This window comes from Pseudodonghicola flavimaris (assembly GCF_030164425.1).
Classification (GTDB): domain Bacteria; phylum Pseudomonadota; class Alphaproteobacteria; order Rhodobacterales; family Rhodobacteraceae; genus Pseudodonghicola; species Pseudodonghicola flavimaris.
The window spans coordinates 133481-157777 of the sequence record NZ_JASNJD010000007.1 but is presented as its reverse complement, the minus strand read 5'-3'; the positions used below and the strand labels follow the sequence as shown (position 1 = coordinate 157777).

Below are 24297 nucleotides of genomic sequence, written 5' to 3'. Positions count from 1 at the left end.
CGGCTGGGCTTTGGTGGCCGGAGCCTAGCATCGGCCCGCGTTTCGGTGGAAGCCTCCTTCTGTGCAGGGCAAAGCAGGGTTACGCCCTGTGCATAGCGCGCCGCAGCCCCCACGGGTTTCGGGCGTTTCGCACCTGCTATAGGTAAATCTTATGCAGGCGTGCGGCAAACGAAATGGCCTTGGCGGCGGCGCGGTCGTAACCAGACGACGGTATAATTCCGCCGGGAGGGCACCATGGCCGACAAGAAAACCGCGCTGGTGATCAGCGCTCATGCCGCAGATTTCGTCTGGCGCTGCGGTGGCGCAATCGCCTTGCATCAGGAAAAGGGATATGAGGTCACCGTGGCCTGCCTGTCCTTCGGCGAACGCGGCGAGAGCGCCAAGCTCTGGAAGCAGGAAGGCATGACGCTGGAGAGGGTCAAGGCCGCCCGCAAGGAAGAGGCCGAGAATGCCGCTGCCGCGCTCGGCGTCAACGACATCCGCTTCCTCGATCTCGGCGACTATCCCCTGAAGCTGGATGAAGAGGCCAAGTTCCGCATGGTCGACATCATCCGCGAGGTGCAGCCGAAATGGATGATGAGCCATTCGAAATGGGATCCCTATAACACGGATCACATGTATACGACGCAATTCGCGCTGGAATGCCGGATGATCGCCCAGGCCTGGGGTCACAACCCGGGGCAGAAGGTGCTGGGGGCGCCGCAGCTCTATCTGTTCGAGCCGCATCAGACCGAACAGATGGAATGGAAGCCGAATGTCTTCCTCGACATCACGCCGGTTTGGGACAAGAAACGCGCTGCCATCGAATGCATGCAGGGGCAGGAGCACCTGTGGAACTTCTATACCAATGTGGCCGAGAACCGCGGCAACCATTTCCGCCGCAACTCGGGCGGCCAGGCCGGCGGCCGCGACTGCCGCTATGCCGAGGGTTTCCAGGCGATCTTCCCGCAAACCGTGGATGAACTGGCATGAGCGGCGTCGGTGTCGGCACCGCGGGCGTGGTGGTCCAGAAGATCGAGCGCGCCGATCCGGAGGTGATCGAGGGGCTGGGCGCATGTGGCGTCGCAACCGTGCATGAGGCGCAGGGTCGCAAGGGGCTCTTGGCCAGCTACATGCGGCCGATCCAGACCGGCACCCGGCTGGCGGCCTCAGCGGTGACCATCTCGGCGCCGCCGGGCGACAACTGGATGGTGCATGTCTCGATCGAGCAGTGCCAGGCCGGCGACATCCTGGTTCTGGCGCCGACCAGCCCCTGCGAGGATGGCTATTTCGGCGATCTGCTGGCCACCTCTGCGCAGGCGCGCGGGGTCAAGGGGCTGATCATCGACGCCGGTGTGCGCGACACCCGCGATCTGCGGGAAATGGATTTTCCGGTCTGGTCGAAGGCTGTTTTCGCGCAAGGGACCGTGAAAGAGACCCTGGGATCGGTCAATGTGCCGCTGATCTGCGCCGGCATGCTGATCAACCCGGGCGATGTCGTCGTCGCCGATGACGACGGCGTCTGCGTGGTGCGCCGGGAGGAGGCCGCGGCGGTGCTGGAGAAGGCTCGCGCCCGCGAGGCGGCAGAGATCGCCAAGCGCGACCGTCTGGCCGCCGGCGAGCTGGGGCTGGACATCTATTCCATGCGGGAGCGGCTGGCCGAGAAGGGCCTGAAGTACATCTGATCCCGCGACGGGGGCGGGAGGGGGCCAGCCCCCTCTTGGCCTGCGGCCAATTCACCCCCGGAGTATTTTTGCAAAGAAGAAGCAGGGGGCGCGGAGATGGGCGACGGTATTCGGTGCATGTGGATGCGGGGGGGCACCTCGAAGGGGGGCTATTTCCTGGCCGGGGATCTGCCCGCTGAGGTGGCGGCGCGCGATGCGGCGCTGCTGGAGATCATGGGCAGCCCCGATCCGCGGCAGATCGACGGCATGGGCGGCGGCGATCCCCTGACCTCGAAAGTGGCGGTGGTGAAACGCTCCGACCGCCCGGGGGTCGATGTCGATTACCTGTTCCTGCAGGTCTTCGTCGACCGGGCGCTGGTATCGGACGCGCAGAACTGCGGCAATATCCTGGCCGGGGTCGGCCCCTTCGCCATCGAACGCGGGCTGGTGCCGGCGCAGGCGGGGGAGACGCCGGTCACGATCTTCATGGAGAACACCGGCCAGATCGCGGTGGCACGGGTGGCGACGCCCGGCGGCGTGGTCAGCTATGGCGGCGTGGCGCGGATCGACGGGGTGCCGGGCACCGCCGCCCCGGTGCCGATCGCCTTTCGCGATACTGCCGGGTCGAGCTGTGGCGCGCTGCTGCCCACCGGGAACCCGGTGGATGTGGTCGAGGGGGTCGAGGTCACCATGATCGACAACGGCATGCCCTGCGTGGTGATGCGGGCCGAGGACATGGGGATCACCGGCGCCGAAAGCCCGGAGGCGCTGGAGGCCAACGAGGGCCTGCGCACCCGGCTGGAGGCGATCCGGCTGGCCTGTGGCCCGCTGATGAACCTTGGCGATGTGACCGACAAGTCGGTGCCAAAGATGACCATGGTCAGCGCGCCGCGCGACGGCGGCGCGATTGCCACCCGCACCTTCATCCCGCATCGCTGCCACAAGGCGATCGGCGTGCTCGGCGCGGTCAGCGTCGCCACCGCCTGCCTGATCGACGGCAGCCCGGCGCGGGCGCTGGCGGTGACCGGGGCCGGCCGCGAGCGGGCGCTGGCGGTGGAACATCCCACCGGCGAGATGACGGTGGTGGCAACGCTCGACGCGGCGGGCGTGGTGGCCGAGGCTGCCATCCTGCGCACCGCGCGCAAGCTGATGGACGGTGTCGTCTTTCCCCGCTGACGGCAGCGTGATCCTGTGAACAGGCGCGTCGCCGAAGGGGGACGCGCCTGTCGCATTTGTGTTGCCTTCATCGGCGAAAGCTGCGCCAGAGAGAAATCGCGCGGGCGCCGCCGGGGCAACGTTCTTTCGTCTTGAGCCCGGGCCCTGCCGGTGCCAGCATGGGGCCTGTCCGGGCGCTTGCGGGGCCTCTGTGTCGGGGGCGCCGTCGTGGGTAGACGAAGACCGGCCCGGGGGGCCTTCGGCACGGGCGGCCGGGGGCGTTCGGGCGTCCCGCGCCACCGGGCGAAGACGACAGAAAGACGGGACGGCAAATGGCGGAGTGTTTTGTGCTTTCGGGCAGCGTCGGCGATCTGCCGTGGGCGGAGGCGCCCGCGGGCGGGCTGCGGCTGGTCTCTGCTCCGGAGGCCGAGGCGGTGGACTTCGCGCTGCTGGATTGTTTCGACCGACCGCTGACCGGCTCGGGCCGGGTGCTGATCGAGGCCGGGGCCGAGCTGACCTTGCTGACCGATGCCGGGCGGCTGGCGCAGACCGCCGCGCGGGCCGGCAATTTCCCCGGGGATCTGGCGCCGGGGCCGGTGCGGACGGCGATCGCCGATCTGCCGTTCCTGCGCAGCCTGCTGGCCTTGGGCCGCGGCCGGATGGTGGAACAGCGCCTGGCGCTTCTCGACGATCAGGACAAGACCCAGGCGCGCGCCCGGTTGTGGCGGCTGGAGCCGAAGGGGCGCGGCGTCGCCGTGACGCTGGTGGCGCTGCAGCGGCTGCGGGGCTATGATGCCGCCTACGATCAGCTGGCGCGGCGGCTGCGCGGGGCGGGGCCGCATCTGCCGCTGACCGCGCTGGCCGCGACGCTGTTTCCCGGATGTCCGCCCTACAGCGCCAAACCGGTGGTGCCCTTTACCGCCGACAGCGCGGCACGGTCGACGGCGACGGCACTGATCGCCGCCCATCTGGCGGTGGCCCGACAGAACGAGGCGGGCGTCATCGCCGATATCGATACCGAGTTTCTGCATGATTACCGTGTCGCCCTGCGCAAGGTCAGGTCGATCCTGAGCCTGTTCAAGGGGGTCTACGACCCGGCGCTGACGGATGAGCTGAAGCGGGCCTTTTCCGACCTGATGGCGCCGACGGGCCGGCTGCGCGATCTCGATGTCTACCTGCTGGACCGGGCGTTCTATTTCGAGCTTCTGCCCGATCGGCTGCACCCGGGGCTGGAGGCGCTCTTCGCCCTCTTCGCGGCGGAGCGGGAGCGGCAGCTGGCCGGACTGAGCCGGCGGCTGCGATCCAAACCCTATGGGGCGGAGATGGTGCGGCTGCAGGCGGTCTTCGCCGACCCGGAGCGGTTGGTCTCCGGGCCCGCCGCCGATCTGCCGGTGGGAGATTTCGCCCGTGGACTGATCTGGAAACGCTATCGCAAGCTTTGCCGGATCGCGCGGGAGATCGGGCCGGAGACGCCGGATCACGAGATCCACATGCTGCGGATCAACGGCAAGAAGCTGCGCTATCTGATGGAGTTCTTCGCGCCGCTGTTTCCCGGCAAACAGATGGCCAAGCTGATCAAGCCGTTGAAGCGCCTGCAGGACACGCTGGGCCGGTTCAACGACTATTCGGTGCAGCAGAGCAGTCTGGCGCAGTTCGTCGAGACCCATCACGCCGCCGACCGGGTCGCCGATCTGGCCATCGCCCAGAGTCTGGGGGCGCTGATCGCGGTCCTGCATCAGCGCCAGCTGGAGGAGCGCGCCCGGGTGCAGAGCCATTTCGCCGATTTCGACAGTCCGGCGACCCGCGAGACCTTTCGCAAGCTGTTTCATCACGAGGCCACCGCATGAAGATCGTCGCCTGCTACAGCAACAAGGGGGGCGTGGGAAAGACCGCCACCGCGGTGAACCTGGCCCATGCCGCCGCGGCCAGCGGGCTCAGGGTGCTGCTCTGCGATCTCGACCCGCAGGGGGCCTCGGGGTTCTATTTCCGCATCAAACCGTCGAAAAAGCTGAAGGATGAAAGTTTCTTCAAGGATGTGAAACGGTTCATCGATGCCATCCGGGGCAGCGATTTCGACAATCTCGACGTGTTGCCGGCGAATATGACCTTCCGCGACTTCGACATTTTCCTGTCGCGGATGAAGAATGGCCGCTCGAGGCTGAAAAAGGCGCTGAAGGCGGTGAATGCCGATTACGACGTGATCGTGCTGGACTGTCCGCCCAATATTTCGGCGCTGTCCGAGAACGTCTTCAAGGCGGCGGATCGCATCGTGGTGCCGGTGATCCCGACCACGCTGTCGGAGCGAACCTTTGAGCAATTGCTGCAGTTCTTCGCCGATCATCGGCTGAACAGGAGAAAACTGATCGCCTTCTTCTCGATGGTGCAGGCCCGCAAGACGCTGCATCAGGACACGATGGCCCGGCTACGGCAGCTTTATGCCGGTCAGTTTCTCTCTGCCGTTATTCCTTTTTCAACGGATATCGAGAAGATGGGACAGCATCGCGCGCCGGTGGCGACCTTTGCCGGCAGCCGTCAGGCCGGGCAGGCCTATGGCGCGCTCTGGCAGGAGGTCCGGGCGCGGTTGTGACCGGGCCTGGGGTGGCGTCGATAGGCCGCGAAGAAAAGAAGACGAATGAACACAAAATCGAGCGATTTTCTCGAGATCGAACGCAAATTCCTGGTCGAAGAACTGCCGGTGCTGGCGGATGCCATCCGGGTTTCGATCAGCCAGGGCTATCTGACCGAGACGGAGGATTCCGTCGAGTTGCGGTTGCGTCGTGCCGACGATGCCCGGATCCTGACGCTGAAATCGGGCTGGGGCATGACCCGCAAGGAGCGCAACGTGGCGCTGGAGCCGGCGCAGTTCGATCTGCTCTGGCCCGAGACCGAGGGCCGGCGGCTGCAGAAGGACCGCTGGATCGGCCCGCTGCCGGGCGGCCTGCGGTTCGAGCTCGACATCTATCACGGGGCGCTGGCGCCGCTGCGGGTGGTGGAGGTGGAGTTCGCCTCGGAACAGGAGGCGCGCCGCTTCGTGCCGCCGGCCTGGTTCGGGGCGGAGGTGACAGATGATGCAAGATACGGCAACCGGGTTCTGGTGACCGCCGGCCTGCCGGAGGGGGAGTAGGCAGATGGCACAGGGCAAGTCCGGCGGCAAGGCGCGCAAGCAATATGGCGCGCTGCCCTATCTTTACCTGGGAGGAAAGCTGCGGGTGGTGCTGATCACCAGCCGCACCAGCAAGAGCTGGATTTTCCCCAAGGGCCGGCGCATTCCCGGCATGTCGCGTCCCGAGGGCGCGTTGCAGGAAGCGCGGGAAGAGGCCGGCGTGGTCGGGCGGCGCTGTGGCGGCATGAAGATGCGCGGCATCATCGACCACCCGGATGGCCGGATCGACCTGACCCTTTACCCGATGCGGGTGGAGACGCTGCGCAAGCGCTGGCCCGAGGTGCATGAGCGCCGTCGCGCGGTGGTCTCGGTCCGCCGGGCGGAGAAGATGCTGACGTTCAAGACCAGCCGGCGCATGCTCAGGACCTGGGCCAGGAAACACCGCAAGGCGCCGGGCAAGCGGGTCTGAGGGCTGCCGGCGCCTCTCAGTCGTCGTAGCCGGTCATCTCCAGATAGCCGCGGCCGCGGTGGCTGCCCTCGATCTGCACCGGCCCCTCCCAATAGGCGAAGCGGGTGCCCATCCAGGCGGCCGGGTTCAGCGCGGCGATCTCGATATCGAGGTCACGTTCGGGCAGCTGCAGCCGCCAGCGCACCGGCACCTCCGGCCCGGCGGCGTCGGAGCTCTCCAGCGGCTCGGCCCGCAGCGCGCCGGGCGTCAGCGCGGTGGCGGTGCCATCTGCCGCGATCCAGGTGCCCGAGGTGAAATCGCCCCGTGTCCCGCGCAGGCGGAAGCCCATCAGCTTGGCGCCGGTCTCGAAACTCAGGGAAAACCAGTCCCAGCCGCTCTGATCCGCCGCCAGCGGCTGCGACGACCATTCGCGGTCGAGCCAGCCTTGCCCGGTGACGGCGACGGGACCGGAGGGCAGGGCGAGTGTGCCGGTAACACGGTAGGACGGTTGCGAGTAATAATAGCTGGCCTGCCCGTCGGCGGATTTCACCGAATAGCCGCGATCGCCCTGCAGCACCAGCGGACCCTCGGCATTCAAATGCAGGTCATAGGCGAAATCGCCGCCCCGCGCGGTCAGGCGCAGCGCCCTCAGCCCGTCGTCGCCGGCCATGCGCCAATCGTCGATCCAGGCCTCGAAAGGGCCGGTGCGCACCCCGGCCTGACCGATGCCGCCGCGCCCCAGCCGTTCGGCGAAGTGATGGCTGCGGGCGCTGGTGGCGGCGGCATGGCCCATCCAGATCTGCGGGCTCTGCCAGCCTTCGGCCTCGCCCGGGGCCAGGGCGGACCGGAACAGGGTCCACTGGATGCCATAGGGGGTGCCGTCGGGGCCGGCGAGTGTCGCGGTCAGATACCACCATTCGATGCGGAACTCCGGATGCGGGCCGTGATCGCGGGGAAAAACCAGCGGCCGGCCGTGTTCGGGCGTGGCGAACCCCGCCTCCGCGGTGGAGCCCAGCCCGGCATAGCCCTGCGCCCGCAAGGGCGCGGCGAAGAGGATGGCCATGCAGAGGCCGAGGATCAGCTTAGCGGGCATTGGCGAAGACCTTCAGCAGATCGGAGGGCGGCAGCCGATAAAGCCGCCGGGCGGGCAGGGCGGCGGCCAGCCCGGCGGCGAGGAGCGCCAGCGCGAAGAGCCGCAGCCAGTCCAGCGGAAACAGCGCCATCGGCAGCTGCCAGCCGAAGGCCTGCACATTGATCACCGCCAGCAGCGCCCAGGCCAGCAGCAGCCCCAGGGGCAGCGCGAGCAGTGCTGTCAGTGCCGCCAGCAGCAGGCTGCGGCCGATCTCCAGCCGCGCCAGCTGGGATCGGGTCAGCCCCAGCGCCCAGACCGGTGCGATCTGCGGCAGCCGCAGCGACCACAGGGTCAGAAGGCTGGTCAGGATGGCAAAGCCCGCCACCCCCAGCGTTAGCAGGTTCAGCGCGCCGGTGACCACAAAGGTCTTGTCGAAGATCGCCAGCGACTGCGCTTTCAGCGCCGCATTGTCGATCAGGGCGGAGGCCGGCAGATCGAAACGCTGCCGCAGCGCCTCGGCCAGCACAGGAACCTCCGCCGCCGGCAGGCGCAGGCCGAAGCGGCGGTTCGGCACCGCGCTGGCATGGGCGAGAAGGCTGGGCATCGCCACGATGGCCTGGCCGGTGGGATTGCCGTAATCGCTGTAGACGCCGGCAATCGGCAGCTGCCAGTTGGGGGCGAGCGTCAGGCTGTCGCCGGGACCGATCCCGACCCGCCGCGCCAGCTGTTCGTTGATGAAGACCGCCTCGCCCGCCATCACCCGGTCCCAGGCCCGGGGCGCGGTCTGCAGCAGCGGCCAGTGATCGCGATAGCTGCGGTCGTCGACCACGCCATAGACGGTGACGGTCTGGCCGGCTGCGGCGCCGCCGGGGGTGAAATCCACCGACCTGATCGGCAACACCGCCTGCACCCTTGGCGCCAGCCAGCGGGCGATCTCGGCACCTTGATCGTCATCAGTGGCGGTCACGTAGAGTTCCGAGATCAACCGCTGATCCAGCCAACCGGTGAAGGTTTGGCGAAAGCTCTTCACCATGGTGCCGACGCCGATATTGGTGGCCAGGGCCAGCAGCAGCGCCATCAGCGCCAGCCCGATCCCCGGCAGCTGCGCCCGCATATCGGCCCAGAGCCATTCCGCCACCACGCCGCGCGCCCGCCGCCGCCCGAGCCGCAGCAGTGCCGCTAGCGCCGGCGGCAGCAACAGCGCCGCGCCCAGCATGAGACCCGCCAGCAGGGCGAAGCCGCCGATCAGCCCCTCGATCAGCCAGAGCGCGCCCAGACCCGCCGCGATCAGTCCCAGCCCCGCCAGCGCCTGCAGCCGGCTGGCGCGCGCCGCGCGCTCGGCCCAGGCCTGCAGCCCGGGGGCAGCGAGGATCGGCATCCGGGCGGCGCGCCACAGCGCATGCAGGCTGGCGGCGAGGGTGCCGGCCAGCGCCATCGCCAGGCCGCTGCCGATCCAGGCCGGCCGCAGCGTCAGCCCGCCGGCCACCGGCGCGCCATAGAGGCCGCGCAGCGTCGCCGCCACATCCGGCAGCAGTGCCGCCGCCACCAGATAGCCCAGCCCCAGCCCGACGAGCCCGCCGAGCAGCGCCAGCGCCATCACCTCGGCCAGCATCAGACCGGTCAGCAGCCGCATCGGCAGCCCCAGTGCCCGCAGGGTGCGGATCATCGCCCGGCGCTGTTCGAAGGCGAGCCCGACAGTGCCATGCACGATGAACAGCCCGACCGCGAAGGACAGGAGCCCGAAGGCGGTGAGGTTGAGGTGAAAACTGTCGGTCAGCCGGGCGGTGTCGCTGCCGGCGCGGCCGGGCAGGCGCTGCAGATCCGGTGCCAGCGCAGAGAGCGGGGCCAGCCCGATCGGCTGATCGGGCAGGATCAGCATACGGTCGATCTGATCCGGCCGCCCCAGCAGCCGCGCGGCGACGCCGATATCGGTCAGCACCAGCCCCGGCGGCACCTGATCGCTGGCGCGCACCTGGGGCCGGCCGGGCATCTCGTGCAGCGCCGTGGCGAGATCCGCGGCCAGATCGGGGGCGGCCAGCAGCAGCCCGCCGGCGGCGATCATCTGCGGCAGCGCGGTGGCATCCTCCGCCAGCGCGGCAAAGGCGGGCAGGGGCGGATGGCTCAGGGGCTCGATCCCGGCGACGCGCAGCCGCCGCTCCCCCAGCCGCCACGATCCCTCCAGCACCGGCGACAGCTGCCAGCCGGCGCGCCGCAGCGCGACATAGCGGGCCAGTGGAATCGGGCCGCCGGGGGCCTCCAGCCGGTCCAGCCCGCCGGCACCGATCTGGGCGGCGGCGCGGGCATAGCTGGCGCGCGCCTCGGCGTTGATCGCCTGAACGGCCGACCACAGCGCCGTGGCCAGCGCCAGACCGGCGAGCAGCGTGGCCAGCTGCAGCGGGTGGCGTCGCCAGTGCGACCAGAGCGCGAGCAGGGCGGCGCGTCTCATACGACGCGACCGCCGGCCAGATGCAGGTGACGGTCGAGCCGCCGGGCAATCGCCTGCGAATGGGTGACCAGGAACAGCGCGGTGCCGCTTTCGCGCACCAGCTCCAGCATCAGATCCATCACCGCGGTACTGGCGGTTTCATCCAGATTGCCGGTGGGTTCATCGGCCAGCAACAGCGCCGGACGCGCCGCCAGCGCCCGCCCGATCGCCACCCTTTGCTGCTGCCCGCCGGAGAGCTGTTCGGGATAGCGCAGGGTCAGCTCCGCCAGCCCCAGCCGCTCCGTCAGCCTCGCGATCCAGTCGCGGTCGGGCCGCCCGGCCAGCCGGGCGTGAAATGCCAGGTTCTGCGCCACGCTGAGCGAGGGGATCAGGTTGAACTGCTGAAACACCAGCGCCACGTGAGATCGCCGGAGCGCGGCGCGCCCGGCATCGTCCAGACCGGAGAGCGGCTGGCCCGAGAGGTGGATTTCACCGCCGTCGAAACGGTCGAGAGCACCGGCCAGATGCAGCAGCGTGCTCTTGCCGCTGCCGCTTTCGCCGGTGAGCGCCAGCGTCTGCCCAGCCGCCAGCGTCAGCGAGACGCCGCGCAGAACCGGGCGGCTGGCGCCGGCATAGGTCTTGGTGACATCGTCGATCTCTAGCAGCATGTTTCCCCCAGCGGCACGGGTGCCGATTGCCTCTGGCCCTTGCCTGTCGGACGATCCCGCGGCGGGACCTGCGCCCATCCATCCGCGGTTGCGCCCGGCCTGTCCAGCCCCGCTGCGCGGATTGCTGCCTCCGGTCGCAGGCGGGAGTCGCGCCGATTGACCCGGACCGGCAGGACCGCCATCTGTGAGATGACAAGGAGATCCGACATGTTCCATCATCTGTTGCCGCTGGCCGGTGCCCTGGCCCTCAGCCTCTGTGCGGGTCTGGCCGCCGCGCAGGAGGGGGAGCCGAACCGCACCGCGCAATGCCGGGCCGAGGCGCAGAAGCTGAGCGGCTGCCGCGCACCGCTGCTGCAGGGCGAGGCCGGCGGCGTGACTTTCCGCCTGAGCGGGTCGGTCAGCCTCGGTGTGTCGAAAAGCCGGGGCGGCCAGACGATGGCGGCGCCGCCCTTCGCCGGCGCGGCCAGCAGCGAACGGCGCGAGGCGCAGCGCCAGAAGGATGCCTGCGACCTGGCCCAGCGTTTCTATGAGAGCTGCATGACGCGTTGAGGTTTTGCATTAGGATGAGGAATTTGTTGTTTTTTTATCAGTATGTTGTGACTTTTTTGTAATCTTTCTCGCAATCAACTTAAAGTATCGGATGAGAGGTTAAAGAATTCCTCTGTGGATACTTCAAATCATCATCATTATATTGTTATTTCAACATGATGGAATGAAAACTTAAAGAAGGGGCGAGAGCAGCCGGGCTAGCGGTGCGGCATAGCGCACCAGGATGGGGGCGGAGGCGATCCCCTCGTACATCTCCTCGGCGCGCTCGAAATCCATCTCCAGCATATGCTCCACCTGCTGGGCGATCTCCGCATCGAAGAACAGCGCCATCGCCTCGAAATTCAACAGAACCGAGCGGTTGTCCAGATTGGTGGACCCCACAGCCGCCAGCCGGTCGTCGACCACGAAGACCTTCTGATGCATGAAGCCGGGCTGATAGCGGAACACCCGCACGCCGGCCTCCATCACGCCGTCGAAATAGGACCAGGCGGCGAGCCAGGGCAGCCAGTGATCGACCCGGTCGGGCACCAGCACCCGGACATCGACCCCACGCAGCGCCGCATGGCGCAGGGCGGTCAGGATATCGCTGTCAGGCACGAAATAGGGGCTGGCGATCCAGACCCGGCTCTGCGCGGCGGCGAGGGCGGAGAAGAACAGAAGATTGCCGGTCTCGCTCTCGTCACCGGGGCCGGTGGCGACGATCAGCCCGGTGGCATCGGCCGGGTCCAGCGGCGCCTCCCAGTTCAGATCGCGCAACGGCAGCTCTCCGGTGACCCAATGCCAGTCCTCGACGAAGATCAGCTGCAACTGCGACACCACCGGACCGCGCAGCCGGATATTGGTGTCGCGCCAGGGGCCGAAATAGGAATCGAGGCCGATGTATTCGTCGCCGACGTTCAGCCCGCCGGTGAAGCCGGCGTTGCCGTCGACGATCACCATTTTGCGGTGGTTGCGAAAGTTCAGCTGGAACCGGAACCGGGGCGCGCGGCGACGCTTGCGCCGGGCCACCTCGACCCCTGCCGCGCGCAGGGTGGTGAAATAGCGCCCGGGCAGGCCGAAGCTGCCCACCGCATCGGTCATCACCTTGACCCGGACGCCGCGCGCCGCCGCCGCGATCAGCCGGTCCTGGAATGCCCGTCCCAGCGCGTCGTTGCGGATAATGTAGAATTGCACCAGCACGTAGGAGCGCGCCGCGTCGATCGCCTCGAACATCGCCTGGAACGCGTCGGAACCGTCGATCAGCAGATCGGCGCCATTGCCGCGCAGCGCCGGCATGTTGGCACAATATTCGAAGGGCTCCAGCACCATGCGGGTGCGGTCGGGGTCGGGGGCATGGCGCACCGCCGCTTCGCGGATCGCCTCGACCACCTGGCGGGCTTCGCGGCGCGAAATGATGTAGCCGCGCAGCCGGTGATGGCCCAGCACCATATAGGCCGGCACCGCGACGAAGGGCAGCGCCAGCAGAAACACCACCCAGCCGACGGACCCCTGCGGCGTACGCGCCGTCACCGCCGCCTGATAGGCGAAATAGAAGGTCAGCAGGTAGAACCCTGCGACCGCGAGACTGCCCAGCATCACCCACATGGCAGCAGCCTCCCGGCCCGGGCGAGCGGCCCGGGGCTGATGTCGCGCGTCGGCACTGGACGGCTCAGGACTTGCGCATCCGGTCGAAGGCGGCCTTGATCTTCAGGCCCAGATCCCGGGCGGCCTCTCCCACCTCCTCGGCGGATTTGTCCAGCTGGGTCTTCTGCACGAATTTGTCCCAGTCAGAGACCAGCGCCTCCCATTCCTCCTCGGCCTCCTTGCTGCCCAGATGCAGCTGCAGCTTCAGCTCGTCACGCGCCTGTTTCAGCTTTGCGGTCAGATCGTCCAGATCGCTCATGCGGATGTCTCCCCTCTCTGGGTGGCTGCCGGACCCCGCCGGGTGATGTCGCCGGGCTCCGGGTGCGGCCATGGTGCAACTCTCTGCCGCCAAAGGCAATCCATGCCACCCCGAGGGCTGGCTTACGCCGCGCCCCGGCTGGTCGGGCGGTGGCGGGGCGGCTATAGACAGCTCATGAGCATAGAGACGACATCCACCCCGCTGACCCTGCCGCGCCTGCTGCGCGGGCTTCGCCGTGCCGCCAGCCGCTTCGGCGAGAAAGGCGGCTGGGTGATGAGCAGCCATGTCGCCATGTCGCTGATGATGGCGCTGTTTCCCTTTGTCCTCTTCATCGTGGCGCTGGCCGGGGCGCTGTCGCGCGACGTGCCGACAGACGATCTCTTCGATCTTCTGCTCGGCTCCTGGCCGGAACAGGTGGCCGCCCCGATCGAGCGGGAGCTGCGTGCCGTGCTGCAGAGTTCGCACTCCAGCCTTATGACGGTGGGCGGGGTGCTGGCGCTTTACTTTGCGTCGAACGGGGTGGAGGCGGTGCGCTTCGCCCTGTCGAGGGCCTATCACGATGCCGATCCGCGGCCGTTCTGGATGACCCGGCTGATCAGCCTCGGGCTGGTCATCGCCGGGGCGGCGATGGTGCTGCTGGCGGTGGCGGTCGATCTGGTGCTGCCGATCTACACCAATATCCTGAACGCGGCGGTGCCGGGGCAGGTGACCTCCTGGTTCACCGGCATCGGCGTCAGCTGGCTGTTCATCGCCGCGACCCCGGTGCTGGCGATCTTCGCCTTTCACCTGATCCTGCCGCCGCGCCGCCACCGGCTGCGGCTGTTGCTGCCCGGGATCCTGCTGACTGTCGTGCTGGGGGCGCTGGCCGGCTGGGGCTTCTCGGTCTACGTGTCGCGCTTTGCCAGCTATTCGGCCACCTACGCCGGGCTTGCCGGGGCGATGTCGGCGCTGATCTTTCTCTATCTGAACGCGGCGATCCTGATCTTCGGGGCGGAGTTCAACGGCGCACTGATGGAACAGGAAGAGGGCCCCCAACCGCAGGAGCCGCTGGCCCCGGTCGCCCCCGACGTCTGAGACGATGGCGCGTTCGCCCGGATCCGGCCCAGCTGGGCCGGAGGCTCGGCGCCCCGATCTGCCGGCTCAGCCGCGAAAACCGGTGGCGACGACGAATTTCTCGGAACTGTCGGCGCGGGACGAGGGCGGTTTCACATTGGCGACCTTGGCGAATTTCTGTTTCAGCAGTTTCTGCAGCTCGCCCTCGGCACCGCCCGCCAGCACCTTGGCGACAAAGGTGCCGCCCTCTTCCAGTACGTCGAAGGCCAGATAGGCTGCCGCCTCGCACAGCGCGATGATGCGCAGGTGGTCGGTCTGCTTGTGGCCGGAGGAGGCCGCGGCCATGTCCGACATCACCACATCCGCCTTGCCGCCGAGCCAGTCCTTGACCTGGTCGTCGGCGCCGTCGGCCATGAAATCGAGCTGGTGAATCTCCGCCCCCGGGATCGGCTCGACCTCCTGCAGGTCGACCCCGACGATACGGCCCACCGCCTTGCCGGACTTCTCGCCCAGGGCATTGATCCGCGGCACCGCCACCTGGATCCAGCCCCCCGGCGCACAGCCGAGATCGACCACCCGCGCGCCCGGCACCAGAAAGCGGAACTTGTCGTCCAGCTCCATGATCTTGAAGGCGGCGCGTCCGCGATAGCCCTCGGCCTGGGCGCGTTTGACATAGGGGTCGTTCAGCTGGCGTTGCAGCCAGCGCGTCGAGGACAGCTTGCGTCCCCGCGCTGTCTTCACCTTTACCGTCAGATCGCGCTGTCCGCGCCCGGATGTTTTCTTCGCCATGATCTCATCTCTCCGTCGCCGCCCCGATAGCGTCAATAGAGGCGCCCGGCAAGCCGGGCGCGGATGGGGGCGCTGCCCCCGCCGCGGCATCCGCCGCGACTCCCCCGGGATATTTGCCGCCAGGTCGAAGGGGCTGGCGTGCCTCTGCCTTCGATCTGGCCCAAATATCCTCGGGGGTGAGCGGCCCTTCGGGCCGCGAGGGGGCAGACAGCCCCCTGTCCCCGGCTGCGCATCAGAACGGGCCGTCCTCAAGCACGCCGTCGGCGCTCATCTGCGCATAGAGCAGCCCCTCGCGCAGACCGCGGTCGGCGACCGAGAGGCGGTCGGTCGGCCAGCAGCGCAGCAGTGCCTGAAGGATCGCCGCGCCGGACATGATCAGCGCCTGGCGGTCCTCGCCGATGCGCGGATCGCGGCGGCGGCCGGCAGGTCCGAGATCGAGGTAGGAGCGGATCACCTTGTCGATCTGATCCGAGGTCATCCGCAGCCCGTCGACCTTGGTGCGATCATAGCGTTTCAGCCCCAGATGCGAGGCGGCCACCGTTGTCACCGTGCCGGAGGTGCCGACGATCTGAAACCGCTCGCGCGACTGCATCGCCTGATAGGGGGTGAACTCGGCAAGGTTTTCCTCGAAAAACCAGCTCATCAGCGCGAAACGGGCGGCGTCGTCCTCGACATCGGAGAACTGGTCGCGCAGCGTCGCCACCCCCAGCGGGACCGAGATCCAGTCGACCACCTTGGCGGCGGGAAACGGGCTTTCGGGCGGGTGGAAGCCGGCGTGCAGCCGCATGATCGCCGCTGGCCGGTCGCGGCGCGGAACCGAGGAGATATCGATCCACACCAGTTCGGTGGAGCCGCCGCCGATATCGACGACCAGCAGCTGCTCGGTCTTGGTCGAGACCAGCGGCGCGCAGGAGATCACCGCCAGGCGCGCCTCTTCCTCGGGCTTGATGATCTCCAGGCTCAGGCCGGTTTCGCGTTTCACCTGGCGGATGAAGTCGCGGGCGTTCTTGGCGCGGCGGCAGGCCTCGGTGGCCACCAGCCGCATGTGCCGGACCTTGTTGCGCTTGATCTTCTGCTGGCAGATTCGCAGCGCCTGGATGGTGCGGGCCATCGAGGCGCGCGACAACCGCCCGGTCCTTTCGAGCCCGGAACCGAGCTGGACCGATTTCGAGAAGCTGTCCACCACATGGAACCCGCTGCCCTTGGGCTGGGCAATGAGCATGCGGCAACTGTTGGTGCCCAGATCCAGCGCCGCATAGAGCGCATCGGGATCGGGCGGGGTCGGCGCGGGGCTTTCGACCGCTTTGGGGAACGCGCCCGCACCTGTGGGACGCTTGGGCGCCATGATTTACACGCCCTCCGATTTTCGAGTTAACCTCAAGCTATGTGCTCACAGGCCGCCGCGCAAGGGATGTCGTTCGGCGAGCGGTTTCTTCCCCCGGGCTTGGTCGCGGATCGCGCCCTTTCCGTCGAAAACCGGCCGCGGCGCGGCGGGCGGGTGGCTTAGAGAGGGAGGGGAGGAAACAGGAGAATCAGCCAGATGCCGGAGGTTACCATCGTTTATTGGCGCGACATCCCGGCCCAGGTGATCGTGGGCAAGGGACGGCGGGCGACCAAGCGGGTGCTGGACGAGCGGTTCGAGAAGGCGATCGACCGGGCGGCGATGAAGGCCGGGGCGGCGGGGACGGATGCCTATCTGGCGGAGTGGCGCAAGGCCGATCCTTTCGAGGCCGAGGGTGCGCCCGAGGCGGTTGCCGAGCTTCACGCCACGCGGCTGGAAGCGGACTACGATGCGGAGCGTCTGAAGGCGCTGATCGACAACAACGGCCGGGCATGAGCCGTAATCTATGGGAGGCCGCGATGGCTTTGTTGAACTTCAGGAAACGCGAGATCGCGGCGCCCACTCCGTCGTCGCCCGAGGTCGAGGCCTTCCTCAAGGGCTATTCGATCGAGGTGATGCCGCGCACCGCCGAGAAGATCGAGGATTTTCGCGATCTGCTGCCCGAGGGCACCCGCGTCTATATCGCCCATATCGACGGCACCCCGATCGAGGACATGGTCCGCACTGCCAAGCGGCTGGCGGCGGAGGGCTATCCGGTGATGCCGCATTTCCCGGCGCGGATCATCAGGGATAAGGCCACGCTGGAAAACTGGATCGCCATGTATCAGGGCGAGGCCGGCGTCGATCAGGCGCTGCTGCTGGCCGGCGGGCTCGCCGCGCCGCAGGGCGATTTCGAAAGCTCCATGCAACTGATGGAAACCGGGCTTTTCGACAAGGCCGGGTTCAAGCGGCTGCACGTGGCCGGCCACCCCGAGGGCAACCGGGATATCGATCCCTCGGGCGGTGCCGACAACGTGATGGCGGCGCTGCGCTGGAAGCAGGCGTTCAGCGAGCGGAGCGATGCGCAGATGGCGCTGGCAACGCAGTTCTGCTTCGACGCCAAGCCGATCATCGCCTGGGCCGACGGGCTGAAAGCGGCCGGCATCGACCTGCCGATCCATATCGGCATCGCCGGGCCGGCCAAGCTGCAGACGCTGATCAAATTCGCCGTGGCCTGCGGCGTCGGTCCTTCGCTGAAGGTGCTGCAGAAACGCGCCATGGACGTGACCAAGCTGCTGCTGCCCTACGAGCCGACCGACGTGGTTGCCGAGCTCGCGGCGCATAAGGCGGCGCATCCCGACTTCAACATCGAGAGCGTCCATTTCTTCCCGCTCGGCGGCATCAAGACCAACGCCGGCTGGGCCCGCGACAACGGCGGCGATGCCGCCAAGCCTGCCAATTTCAGCTGAAGGGCCGAACCTGATGACCCGCACCATTGTCGAAAGCAAGACCAAGACCGCCGTCATCGGCTTTGAAGAGCCGTTCTGCGTGATCGGCGAACGGATCAATCCGACCGGCCGCAAGAAGCTGGCCGCCGAGCTGGAGGCGGGGGATTTCTCCACCGTCGAGAAGGACGCCATCGCCCAGGTCGCCGCCGGGGCCAATATCCTCGATATCAACGCCGGCGTCGTCTATAACTCCAACCCCAACCCGAATGAGACCGAACCGCCCCTGATGACCCGGATCGTCGAGCTGGTGCAGGGGCTGGTCGATGTGCCGCTCTGCATCGACAGCTCGGTGCCCGGCGCGCTTGAGGCCGGGCTGGCGGCGGCAGAGGGCCGGCCGCTCCTGAACTCGGTGACCGGGGAGGAAGACCGGCTGGAGCTGGTCCTGCCGCTGGTGAAGAAATACAATGTGCCGGTGGTGGCGATTTCCAACGACGACACCGGGATTTCCGAGGATCCGGATGTCCGTTTCGCGGTGGCGAAGAAGATCGTCGAGCGGGCCGCCGATTTCGGCATCCCGGCGCATGACATCGTGGTCGACCCGCTGGTGATGCCGATCGGCGCCATGGCGACCGCCGGCCAGCAGGTCTTCGCCCTGGTCCGCCGTCTGCGCGAGGAGCTCGGGGTGAATACCACCTGCGGCGCCTCCAACATCTCCTTCGGGCTGCCGAACCGTCATGGCATCAACAACGCGTTCCTGCCGATGGCGATCGGTGCCGGGATGACCAGCGCCATCATGAACCCCTGTGCGCTGCCGGTGGGGCCGAAGGCCATCGCCGAGAAGCGCGCCCAGGTGGCGGCGGCCGGCGTGGTGCTGCCCGAGGAAATGGATGACGAGACCTTCTGCGGGCTCTTCGGTCTGGGTTCGACTCAATACCGTCCGGGCCGGGAGATGGAAGCGATCCGCGCTGCCAATTTCCTCACCAACAACGATGCCCATGGCAGCGCCTGGATCCGGTTCAACAAGCCGCCCGAGGCCGAGGGCGCCGAAGGCGGCCGGCGTGGCCGCGCCGGGGGCCGCCGCCGCCGCGGCTGAGGGGCAAACCGATGTCGGACGCGGGCCGCCTGAAAAGGGCGGCCCGTTTTGCTGTCTCCGGGGCCGTGCCCGCGGGTGGGCCGGGCCGGAATGGCGGCCTTGCGGCGCGGGCGAGACCCCTTAGACTGGCGATCAGACCGGGCAAGGGGGCGGAGAGATGTCGGATGTGACGGGAGGTTGTCTTTGCGGCGCCGTCCGGCTTCGGGTGACCGGGGCGCCGAAACGGGTCGGCCTCTGCCACTGCATGGACTGCCGGAAACATCACGGCGCGGTGTTTTGCGCCGCCGCCGTCTTTGAGGCGGCGGCGGTTCAGGTCACTGGCCAGCTCAACCAGTACCAGGGCCGCCATTTCTGCCCCGTCTGCGGCGCCTCGGTCTTTGCCAGGAGCGGCGCCGAGATCGAGGTGCATCTGGGCGCGCTGGACGCCCCCGATCAGTTCGAACCGACCTATGAGCTCTGGGTGGCCCGTCGCGAATTCTGGTTGCCGCCGTTTCCCGGGATGACCTCTTTTCCCGGCAACCGGCAGGAGGACAGCGACACCTGAGGCGCCGCTGCGGTTTTCCTGCCGCGCCGGCGCCGGGAAAGCCGGTTCGGGTGGAAATTCTCTTGACCGCAGCGGGGCTTCTCGGCTCGGCTGGGGGGATGAACCTGCTGCCCAATCCTTTCCGTGGCCGCGCCGATGCGCTTACCACGCTCGCCGACATCCCGATGCCCTCCGTCGATTCGACGCGCCCGCTGACGCTGGTGCGCCGCTGTCCGGTTTATGCACCGACGCCGCTGCTGTCCTGTCCTGATCTGGCCCGGCGGCTGGGGCTGGCGGAGCTCCGGGTGAAGGATGAGCGCGACCGCATGGGGCTGGGCAGTTTCAAGGCGTTGGGGGCGGCCTATGTGATCGCCTGCGATGCCGAGGCGGGCCAGGCCCGGGGCCGCACCTATGTCACCGCAAGCGCCGGCAATCACGGCATGTCGGTGGCCGCCGGCGCCCGTGCCTTCGGCGCCCGTGCCGTCGTCTACATCGCCGAGACAGTGCCGGAGAGCTTTGCCCAGCGGCTGCGTGATCAGGGCGCGGAGGTGGTGCGGCTGGGCGCCACCTATGAGGAGAGCATGCAGGCGGCGGCATCGGCGGCGGCGGCCGGCGGTGGGCAGCTTCTGTCCGACAGTTCCTGGCCCGGCTATGTGACGCGGCCGCATCGGCTGATGGAGGGCTATCTGGTGCTGGTGGCCGAGGCCATCGACGCGATGGAGACGCCGGCCACCCATGTGTTCCTGCAGGCCGGTGTCGGCGGGCTGGCCGGGGCGGCGGCGGCGCTGATCCGGGCGCGCTGGGGCGATGGCCCGATAATCACCGTAGTGGAGCCGGAGGAGGCGCCGGCGCTGGCGGCCTCGATCGCGGCGGGGCATGCGGTGGTGGCACCGGGGGGCGTCTCGGCGATGGGGCGGCTCGATTGCAAGGAACCCTCGCTGATCGCGCTGAAGGGGCTGGCGCGCGACGCCGATGCGTTCATGACGATTTCCGAGGCCGAGGGGCAAGCCGGTGCCGATCTGGCGGCGGAGGCGGGACTGCCCAGCACCCCTTCGGGCGCTGCCGGGCTGGCCGGGCTTCTGGCCCAGGTCACGGCGGAAAGTGCGGCGGAGAAGATAGCGGGGGGCGATGCTCCGGGGCCGCAGTCCCGCGTGCTTCTGATCCTGAGTGAGGGACCGGAGGCATGACGGCTCCCGCGCGCGGATTTCCCGAAAGCGAATATCGCGCGCGGCTGCAACGGGCCCAGCGGGGCATGGCGGCTGTGGGCTGCGACGCGCTGCTGCTGACGACCGAGGCCGATATCCTCTATTTCACCGGCTTTCTCACCCGGTTTTGGGAAAGCCCGACGCGGCCCTGGTTCCTGATCCTGCCCGCCGCCGGCGACCCGGTGGCGGTGATCCCGGCGATCGGCGCGGCGCTGATGGCACGCGGCTGGATCGCCGATATCCGCACCTGGCCGGCGCCGCAGCCCGAGGACGATGGCGTCAGCCTGCTGGCCGATACGCTGACCGAATTGCTGGGGCCGCGGGCGCGGGTCGGCCTGCCGATGGGGCTGGAGACCCAGCTGCGCATGCCGCTGACCGACTGGGCCCGGCTGCAGGCGCTGTGCGGCCTGCGCTTCGACGGCGACAGCGGGCTGGTCGCCGGGCTGCGTGCGGTGAAGTCCGAGGCGGAGATCGCCGCCATTCGCGCCACCTGTGCCGTCGCCGGCCGTGCCTTTGCCCGGGTGACGGAGATCGCCCGCGCCGGGGTGCCGCTGGATCAGGTGTTTCGCGATTTCCAACGGCTCTGCCTTGAGGAAGGGGCCGACTGGGTGCCCTATCTGGCCGGGGCGGCGGCGCCCGGCGGCTATGAGGACGTGATCTCTCCGGCGACGACGGAGCCGCTGCGGCCGGGCGATGTGCTGATGCTCGACACCGGGCTGCGGCGCGACGGCTATTTCTGCGACTTCGACCGCAATTACGCGGTGGGCCCCCCGTCCCCGGCGGTGCGTGAGGCCCATGCCGCGCTGGTGGCGGCGGTGGAGGAGGTGGCGGCGGCGCTGCGCCCGGGCCAGACTGCGGCGCAGCTGCATGGGGCGCTGCGGGCGGCGCTCTCCCCGCATGGAGAACCCGGTGGTGGCCGGCTGGGTCATGGGCTGGGGCTGCAGCTGACCGAGGGGCTGTCGCTGATCCCGGAGGATCGCACCGTGCTGGAGGCCGGCATGGTGATCACGCTAGAGCCGGGGATCGTGCTGGGACCGGGGCGGATGCTGGTGCATGAGGAAAACGTGGTGCTGCGCGAGACCGGGGCAGAGTTCCTGTCGCCGCCGGCGGCGCGTGACATCCCGGTGCTGGAGGGGTGATGCAGGTCTTTGGCTATGACAGTATGCCGGCCAGCGATCCGGCACTGGGGCTGATCGTTCTGCAGGTCGATGAGCGGATCGAACGGGACTTTCGTCGCCTGATGCCGGAGGATTGCGATCTGCTGGTCTCCCGTGTGCCGAGCGGGCTGGAAGTCAGTCCGGAGAGCCTGGCGGAGATGGAGGAGGCCCTGCCGCGCGCGGCGGCGCTGTTCCCGCGGGGGCGCCGGTTCGACGTGATCGGCTATGGCTGCACCTCCGGCACGGCGCAGATCGGCGCGGCCCGGGTCGCCGCCCAGATCCGCGCCGGGGCCCGGGCGGATCACGTCACCGATCCGCTCAGTGCGCTGATCGCCGCCTGCCGGCATCTGCGTCTGCGCCGGCTGGCGCTGCTGTCGCCCTATGTCGCCAGCGTGTCGGACCGTTTGCGGGGACGTCTGGCAGAGGCGGGGATCGCCACGCCGGTCTTCGGCAGTTTCGCCGAAGCCGAGGAAGCCCGCGTCGCCCGGATCGCGCCGGTCTCGGTTCTGGACGCCGGGCGCGCGATGCTGGCTGCTGGCCCCGGCGCGGATGTCGATGGGCTGTTCCTGTCCTGTACCAATCTTGCTACGCTCTCCGTCATCCCGGCGCTGGAGGAGGCAACCGGGCTGCCGGTGCTGTCCAGCAATCTGGTTCTGGCCTGGGACATGTTGCGACGGGCCGGGGCCGGGATGCCACGGCTGGACTGTCGCCTGACGCGAGGGGGAGGAGCCGGTGAGCATGAGCACAGCGCCGCATCTGGATCAGGTCGATCTGGGGCAGAAGATCGACAAGGACAGCTATGACAGCCTGCTCAGGGACCTGCAGATCCGCCTGGCAGAGCTGCAACAGGCCTATCTGACCCAGGGGTTGAAGGCGGTTCTGGTGTTCGAGGGCTGGGATGCGGCCGGCAAGGGCAGCACGATCCGGCGGATCTCGCAGGCACTGGACCCTCGAGGCTTCAAGGTCTGGCCGATCGGGGCGCCGCGCAACTATTACCGCGAACGCCATTACCTGCTGCGCTTCATGGAGCGGATGCCACCGCCCGGCGCCATCGCGGCTTTCGACCGGTCGTGGTATGGCCGGGTGCTGGTGGAGCGGGTCGAGGCGCTGACACCGGACGACCGCTGGCGCGCCGCCTATGAGGAGATCGCCGCCTTCGAACGCATGCTGGTGGACGACGGGGTGCGGCTGGTGAAGCTGTTCTTCCATATCTCGCCGGAGGTGCAGCGCGCCCGGTTCGAGGAGCGGCTGCGCAATCCGCTGAAGCGCTGGAAACTGACGATGGAGGATTTCCGCAACCGCGATCACTGGGCGGCGACCGAGGCGGCGGTGAACGAGATGTTCGCCCGGACCTCCTGGGATTTCGCGCCCTGGCAGGTGGTGGCGGCCGATCAGAAGAAATTCGCCCGGGTCGATGCGATCCGCCGGATTCTGGAGGTGCTCTCGGACGGGGTTGATCTGGCGCCGCCGCCGCTCGACCCGGCGCTGATCGATCGGGCCCGCGGCAGCTTGAACCTGGAACCTGAGCTGGTCGCCGGGCTGCGGGGCACGGAGGGGCAGGCCGGCTAGCGGCGGAAGGCGATCGGAATCGAGAAGAGAAAGCTTTTGCCGGTCAGAGCCTCGGGCGCGGGAGGGAAGCGGCGGATGCGGGTGACGGCTGCCAGCGCGGCCTCGTCCAGCGCCGCTTGTCCCGAGGACTGGCGCAGTGCCACTCCCAGCAATTCGCCGTCGCGGCTGACGCGAACGTTCACCACCACCCGGCCGCCCCGCCGCAGGGTCGGGGGAAAGCGTTTCCGCCGCTCGATCCGGGCGCGGATCTGGCTGCCCCAGTCGGTCATCAGACTTTTGCGTGCCCCGGGGTTGAGCGTCGCGCCGCCGGTCTGGGCCCCGGTTCCGGCCATCGGGGTGGCGCCGGTGCCCGCCGCCCGCTGCGCCACCGCTCCCTCAGAGGCTGGCTGCGCCCGCTGCGCCACCGGGCGATCGGGGGCGGGCTGGGATCCGGCTGGTTTCGGGGCTGGCCGCGGGGCCGGTTTCGCAAGCGGCGGGAGCGGCGGCGGGGCGGTCATTGCCGTCGGGGCCGGTTCGGCGGCGGGTCGCGCCAGCGCCTTGGGCGGTTCGGGCGATGTCGGGCGCGCCGGGGCCGGGGCCGAGGTCGGGGTCTCCGGCGCAGTCTCCGACGCCCGGGGCAGCGCCGGAAGCTCCGTCAACGCGCTGGCAAGCTGGGGCGCCGCCAGCGGCAACGCCACCGGATCGGGCAGGCTGTCCGGTTGCGGCAGCGGCAGGGCCGGGGCTGGTTGGACGGGCAGTGGCGTCGGAGTATCGGATGTCTGAGCCGGCTCCGACGCCGGCAGGCGCGGTTCGCTCAGCGGGGTGGTTGGCGCCACGGGCGCGGGTGCCGTCTCCGGAGCCTGGCCCCAGCGGGCGACCTGAGTGGCCAATTGGGTTCTGGCGGCTTCCAGGCTGACCAGGCTGTCGCCTTCCGAGCCGCCGGAGCCTCCAGAATCGGCACCGCTTTCTGGCAGAACCGCCGCCAGCACCAGCAGATGCAGCCCGACAGCCAGCCCGCCGAACAGCACGACCTCAACCCCTGGTTTCATCGCAGTGGCCACCGGCACGGTGCAGCGGTCAGAGATGGAGCAAGGCGCATGGCGGGCCTGTCTGTGAATACGGGCGGGTGGAGGATCGTGCCTCTCTACGATACGGGCCGGGCGCTGGTAAACCCTGCGCCGGGGCGCGGCGAAACGAAAAAGCCCCCGCGCCGGG

25 protein-coding genes are annotated in these 24297 nt (G+C 68.6%); 17 read left to right on the top strand and 8 right to left on the bottom strand.

The features are described from left to right. Positions 1–234 precede the first annotated feature (234 nt). The 7 genes from QO033_RS11615 to QO033_RS11585 all read left to right on the top strand — a co-directional run bounded on the left by QO033_RS11615 (position 235) and on the right by QO033_RS11585 (position 6370). Complete coding sequence (locus tag QO033_RS11615) at positions 235–972, top strand: PIG-L deacetylase family protein (RefSeq protein ID WP_284481141.1); 738 nt, start codon at positions 235–237, stop codon at positions 970–972. After that, on the top strand, positions 969–1664 hold the full coding sequence (locus QO033_RS11610) for a 4-carboxy-4-hydroxy-2-oxoadipate aldolase/oxaloacetate decarboxylase (RefSeq protein WP_284481140.1): 696 nt from the start codon (positions 969–971) through the stop codon (positions 1662–1664). Before QO033_RS11615 ends, QO033_RS11610 begins: the two co-directional genes overlap by 4 nt. Before the next feature lie 96 nt (positions 1665–1760). Continuing rightward, complete coding sequence (locus QO033_RS11605) at positions 1761–2819, top strand: 4-oxalomesaconate tautomerase (RefSeq protein ID WP_284481139.1); 1059 nt, start codon at positions 1761–1763, stop codon at positions 2817–2819. A 311-nt stretch (positions 2820–3130) separates the two neighbouring features. Further along, the gene (locus tag QO033_RS11600) at positions 3131–4645 is read left to right on the top strand and encodes a CHAD domain-containing protein (protein ID WP_284481138.1); all 1515 of its coding nucleotides are present in this window, start codon (positions 3131–3133) and stop codon (positions 4643–4645) included. Then, on the top strand, positions 4642–5385 hold the full coding sequence (locus tag QO033_RS11595; protein WP_284481137.1) for a ParA family protein: 744 nt from the start codon (positions 4642–4644) through the stop codon (positions 5383–5385). The genes QO033_RS11600 and QO033_RS11595 overlap by 4 nt, the downstream gene beginning before the upstream one ends. Before the next feature lie 45 nt (positions 5386–5430). After that, entirely contained in the window at positions 5431–5922 is a 492-nt protein-coding gene (locus QO033_RS11590; RefSeq protein ID WP_284481136.1) for a CYTH domain-containing protein, read from the top strand. 4 nt (positions 5923–5926) lie between these two features. Next, on the top strand, positions 5927–6370 hold the full coding sequence (locus QO033_RS11585) for an NUDIX hydrolase (protein ID WP_284481135.1): 444 nt from the start codon (positions 5927–5929) through the stop codon (positions 6368–6370). 16 nt (positions 6371–6386) lie between these two features. Here the strand turns inward: QO033_RS11585 and QO033_RS11580 are convergent, their stop codons facing one another. Genes QO033_RS11580 through QO033_RS11570 form a run of 3 tightly spaced genes read right to left on the bottom strand, consistent with a single transcriptional unit; the run spans position 6387 to position 10514 of the window. After that, positions 6387–7442: a lipocalin-like domain-containing protein gene (locus tag QO033_RS11580; protein WP_284481134.1), complete on the bottom strand. Its 1056-nt coding sequence runs from the start codon at positions 7440–7442 to the stop codon at positions 6387–6389. Then, positions 7432–9867, bottom strand: a complete 2436-nt coding sequence (locus QO033_RS11575; protein ID WP_284481133.1) for an FtsX-like permease family protein — start codon at positions 9865–9867, stop codon at positions 7432–7434. Before QO033_RS11575 ends, QO033_RS11580 begins: the two co-directional genes overlap by 11 nt. Then, entirely contained in the window at positions 9864–10514 is a 651-nt protein-coding gene (locus QO033_RS11570; protein ID WP_284481132.1) for an ABC transporter ATP-binding protein, read from the bottom strand. Before QO033_RS11570 ends, QO033_RS11575 begins: the two co-directional genes overlap by 4 nt. A gap of 207 nt (positions 10515–10721) precedes the next feature. Between QO033_RS11570 and QO033_RS11565 the strand changes: the two genes are divergently transcribed. Next, positions 10722–11063 carry a hypothetical protein gene (locus QO033_RS11565; RefSeq protein ID WP_284481131.1) on the top strand — a complete coding sequence of 114 codons (342 nt, stop codon included), beginning with the start codon at positions 10722–10724 and terminating at the stop codon, positions 11061–11063. A gap of 171 nt (positions 11064–11234) precedes the next feature. Here QO033_RS11565 and cls read toward each other — a convergent pair whose 3' ends face one another. Then, complete coding sequence (gene cls / locus QO033_RS11560; protein ID WP_284481130.1) at positions 11235–12647, bottom strand: cardiolipin synthase; 1413 nt, start codon at positions 12645–12647, stop codon at positions 11235–11237. Between the two features lie 64 nt (positions 12648–12711). Further along, entirely contained in the window at positions 12712–12945 is a 234-nt protein-coding gene (locus QO033_RS11555) for a hypothetical protein (RefSeq protein WP_284481129.1), read from the bottom strand. Between the two features lie 174 nt (positions 12946–13119). Between QO033_RS11555 and QO033_RS11550 the strand changes: the two genes are divergently transcribed. Then, positions 13120–14019 carry a YihY/virulence factor BrkB family protein gene (locus QO033_RS11550; RefSeq protein WP_284481128.1) on the top strand — a complete coding sequence of 300 codons (900 nt, stop codon included), beginning with the start codon at positions 13120–13122 and terminating at the stop codon, positions 14017–14019. 66 nt (positions 14020–14085) lie between these two features. Here the strand turns inward: QO033_RS11550 and QO033_RS11545 are convergent, their stop codons facing one another. After that, complete coding sequence (locus tag QO033_RS11545) at positions 14086–14787, bottom strand: RlmE family RNA methyltransferase (protein ID WP_284481127.1); 702 nt, start codon at positions 14785–14787, stop codon at positions 14086–14088. A 232-nt stretch (positions 14788–15019) separates the two neighbouring features. Then, complete coding sequence (locus QO033_RS11540; protein WP_284481126.1) at positions 15020–16132, bottom strand: Ppx/GppA phosphatase family protein; 1113 nt, start codon at positions 16130–16132, stop codon at positions 15020–15022. Between the two features lie 195 nt (positions 16133–16327). Here QO033_RS11540 and QO033_RS11535 point away from each other — a divergent pair, with 195 nt between their 5' ends. The 8 genes from QO033_RS11535 to QO033_RS11500 all read left to right on the top strand — a co-directional run bounded on the left by QO033_RS11535 (position 16328) and on the right by QO033_RS11500 (position 23103). After that, complete coding sequence (locus tag QO033_RS11535) at positions 16328–16624, top strand: virulence factor (RefSeq protein WP_284481125.1); 297 nt, start codon at positions 16328–16330, stop codon at positions 16622–16624. 23 nt (positions 16625–16647) lie between these two features. Next, complete coding sequence (locus QO033_RS11530) at positions 16648–17577, top strand: methylenetetrahydrofolate reductase (RefSeq protein ID WP_284481124.1); 930 nt, start codon at positions 16648–16650, stop codon at positions 17575–17577. 13 nt (positions 17578–17590) lie between these two features. Beyond that, entirely contained in the window at positions 17591–18649 is a 1059-nt protein-coding gene (locus QO033_RS11525) for a dihydropteroate synthase (RefSeq protein WP_284481123.1), read from the top strand. A 157-nt stretch (positions 18650–18806) separates the two neighbouring features. Further along, positions 18807–19193 carry a GFA family protein gene (locus QO033_RS11520; protein ID WP_284481122.1) on the top strand — a complete coding sequence of 129 codons (387 nt, stop codon included), beginning with the start codon at positions 18807–18809 and terminating at the stop codon, positions 19191–19193. 98 nt (positions 19194–19291) lie between these two features. Then, positions 19292–20359, top strand: a complete 1068-nt coding sequence (locus tag QO033_RS11515) for a pyridoxal-phosphate dependent enzyme (RefSeq protein WP_284481251.1) — start codon at positions 19292–19294, stop codon at positions 20357–20359. Continuing rightward, positions 20356–21516, top strand: coding sequence for a M24 family metallopeptidase (locus tag QO033_RS11510; protein WP_284481121.1), 1161 nt, complete (start codon positions 20356–20358; stop codon positions 21514–21516). Before QO033_RS11515 ends, QO033_RS11510 begins: the two co-directional genes overlap by 4 nt. Further along, positions 21516–22337, top strand: coding sequence for a maleate cis-trans isomerase family protein (locus QO033_RS11505; protein ID WP_284481120.1), 822 nt, complete (start codon positions 21516–21518; stop codon positions 22335–22337). Before QO033_RS11510 ends, QO033_RS11505 begins: the two co-directional genes overlap by 1 nt. Next, positions 22273–23103, top strand: a complete 831-nt coding sequence (locus QO033_RS11500) for a polyphosphate kinase 2 family protein (RefSeq protein WP_284481119.1) — start codon at positions 22273–22275, stop codon at positions 23101–23103. The genes QO033_RS11505 and QO033_RS11500 overlap by 65 nt, the downstream gene beginning before the upstream one ends. Here QO033_RS11500 and QO033_RS11495 read toward each other — a convergent pair. After that, positions 23100–24131 (bottom strand): TonB family protein, encoded by a 1032-nt coding sequence (locus tag QO033_RS11495; protein ID WP_284481118.1) that lies wholly within the window; start codon positions 24129–24131, stop codon positions 23100–23102. The two genes, QO033_RS11500 and QO033_RS11495, sit on opposite strands and share 4 nt — an antisense overlap. Between the last annotated feature and the right edge of the window lie 166 nt (positions 24132–24297).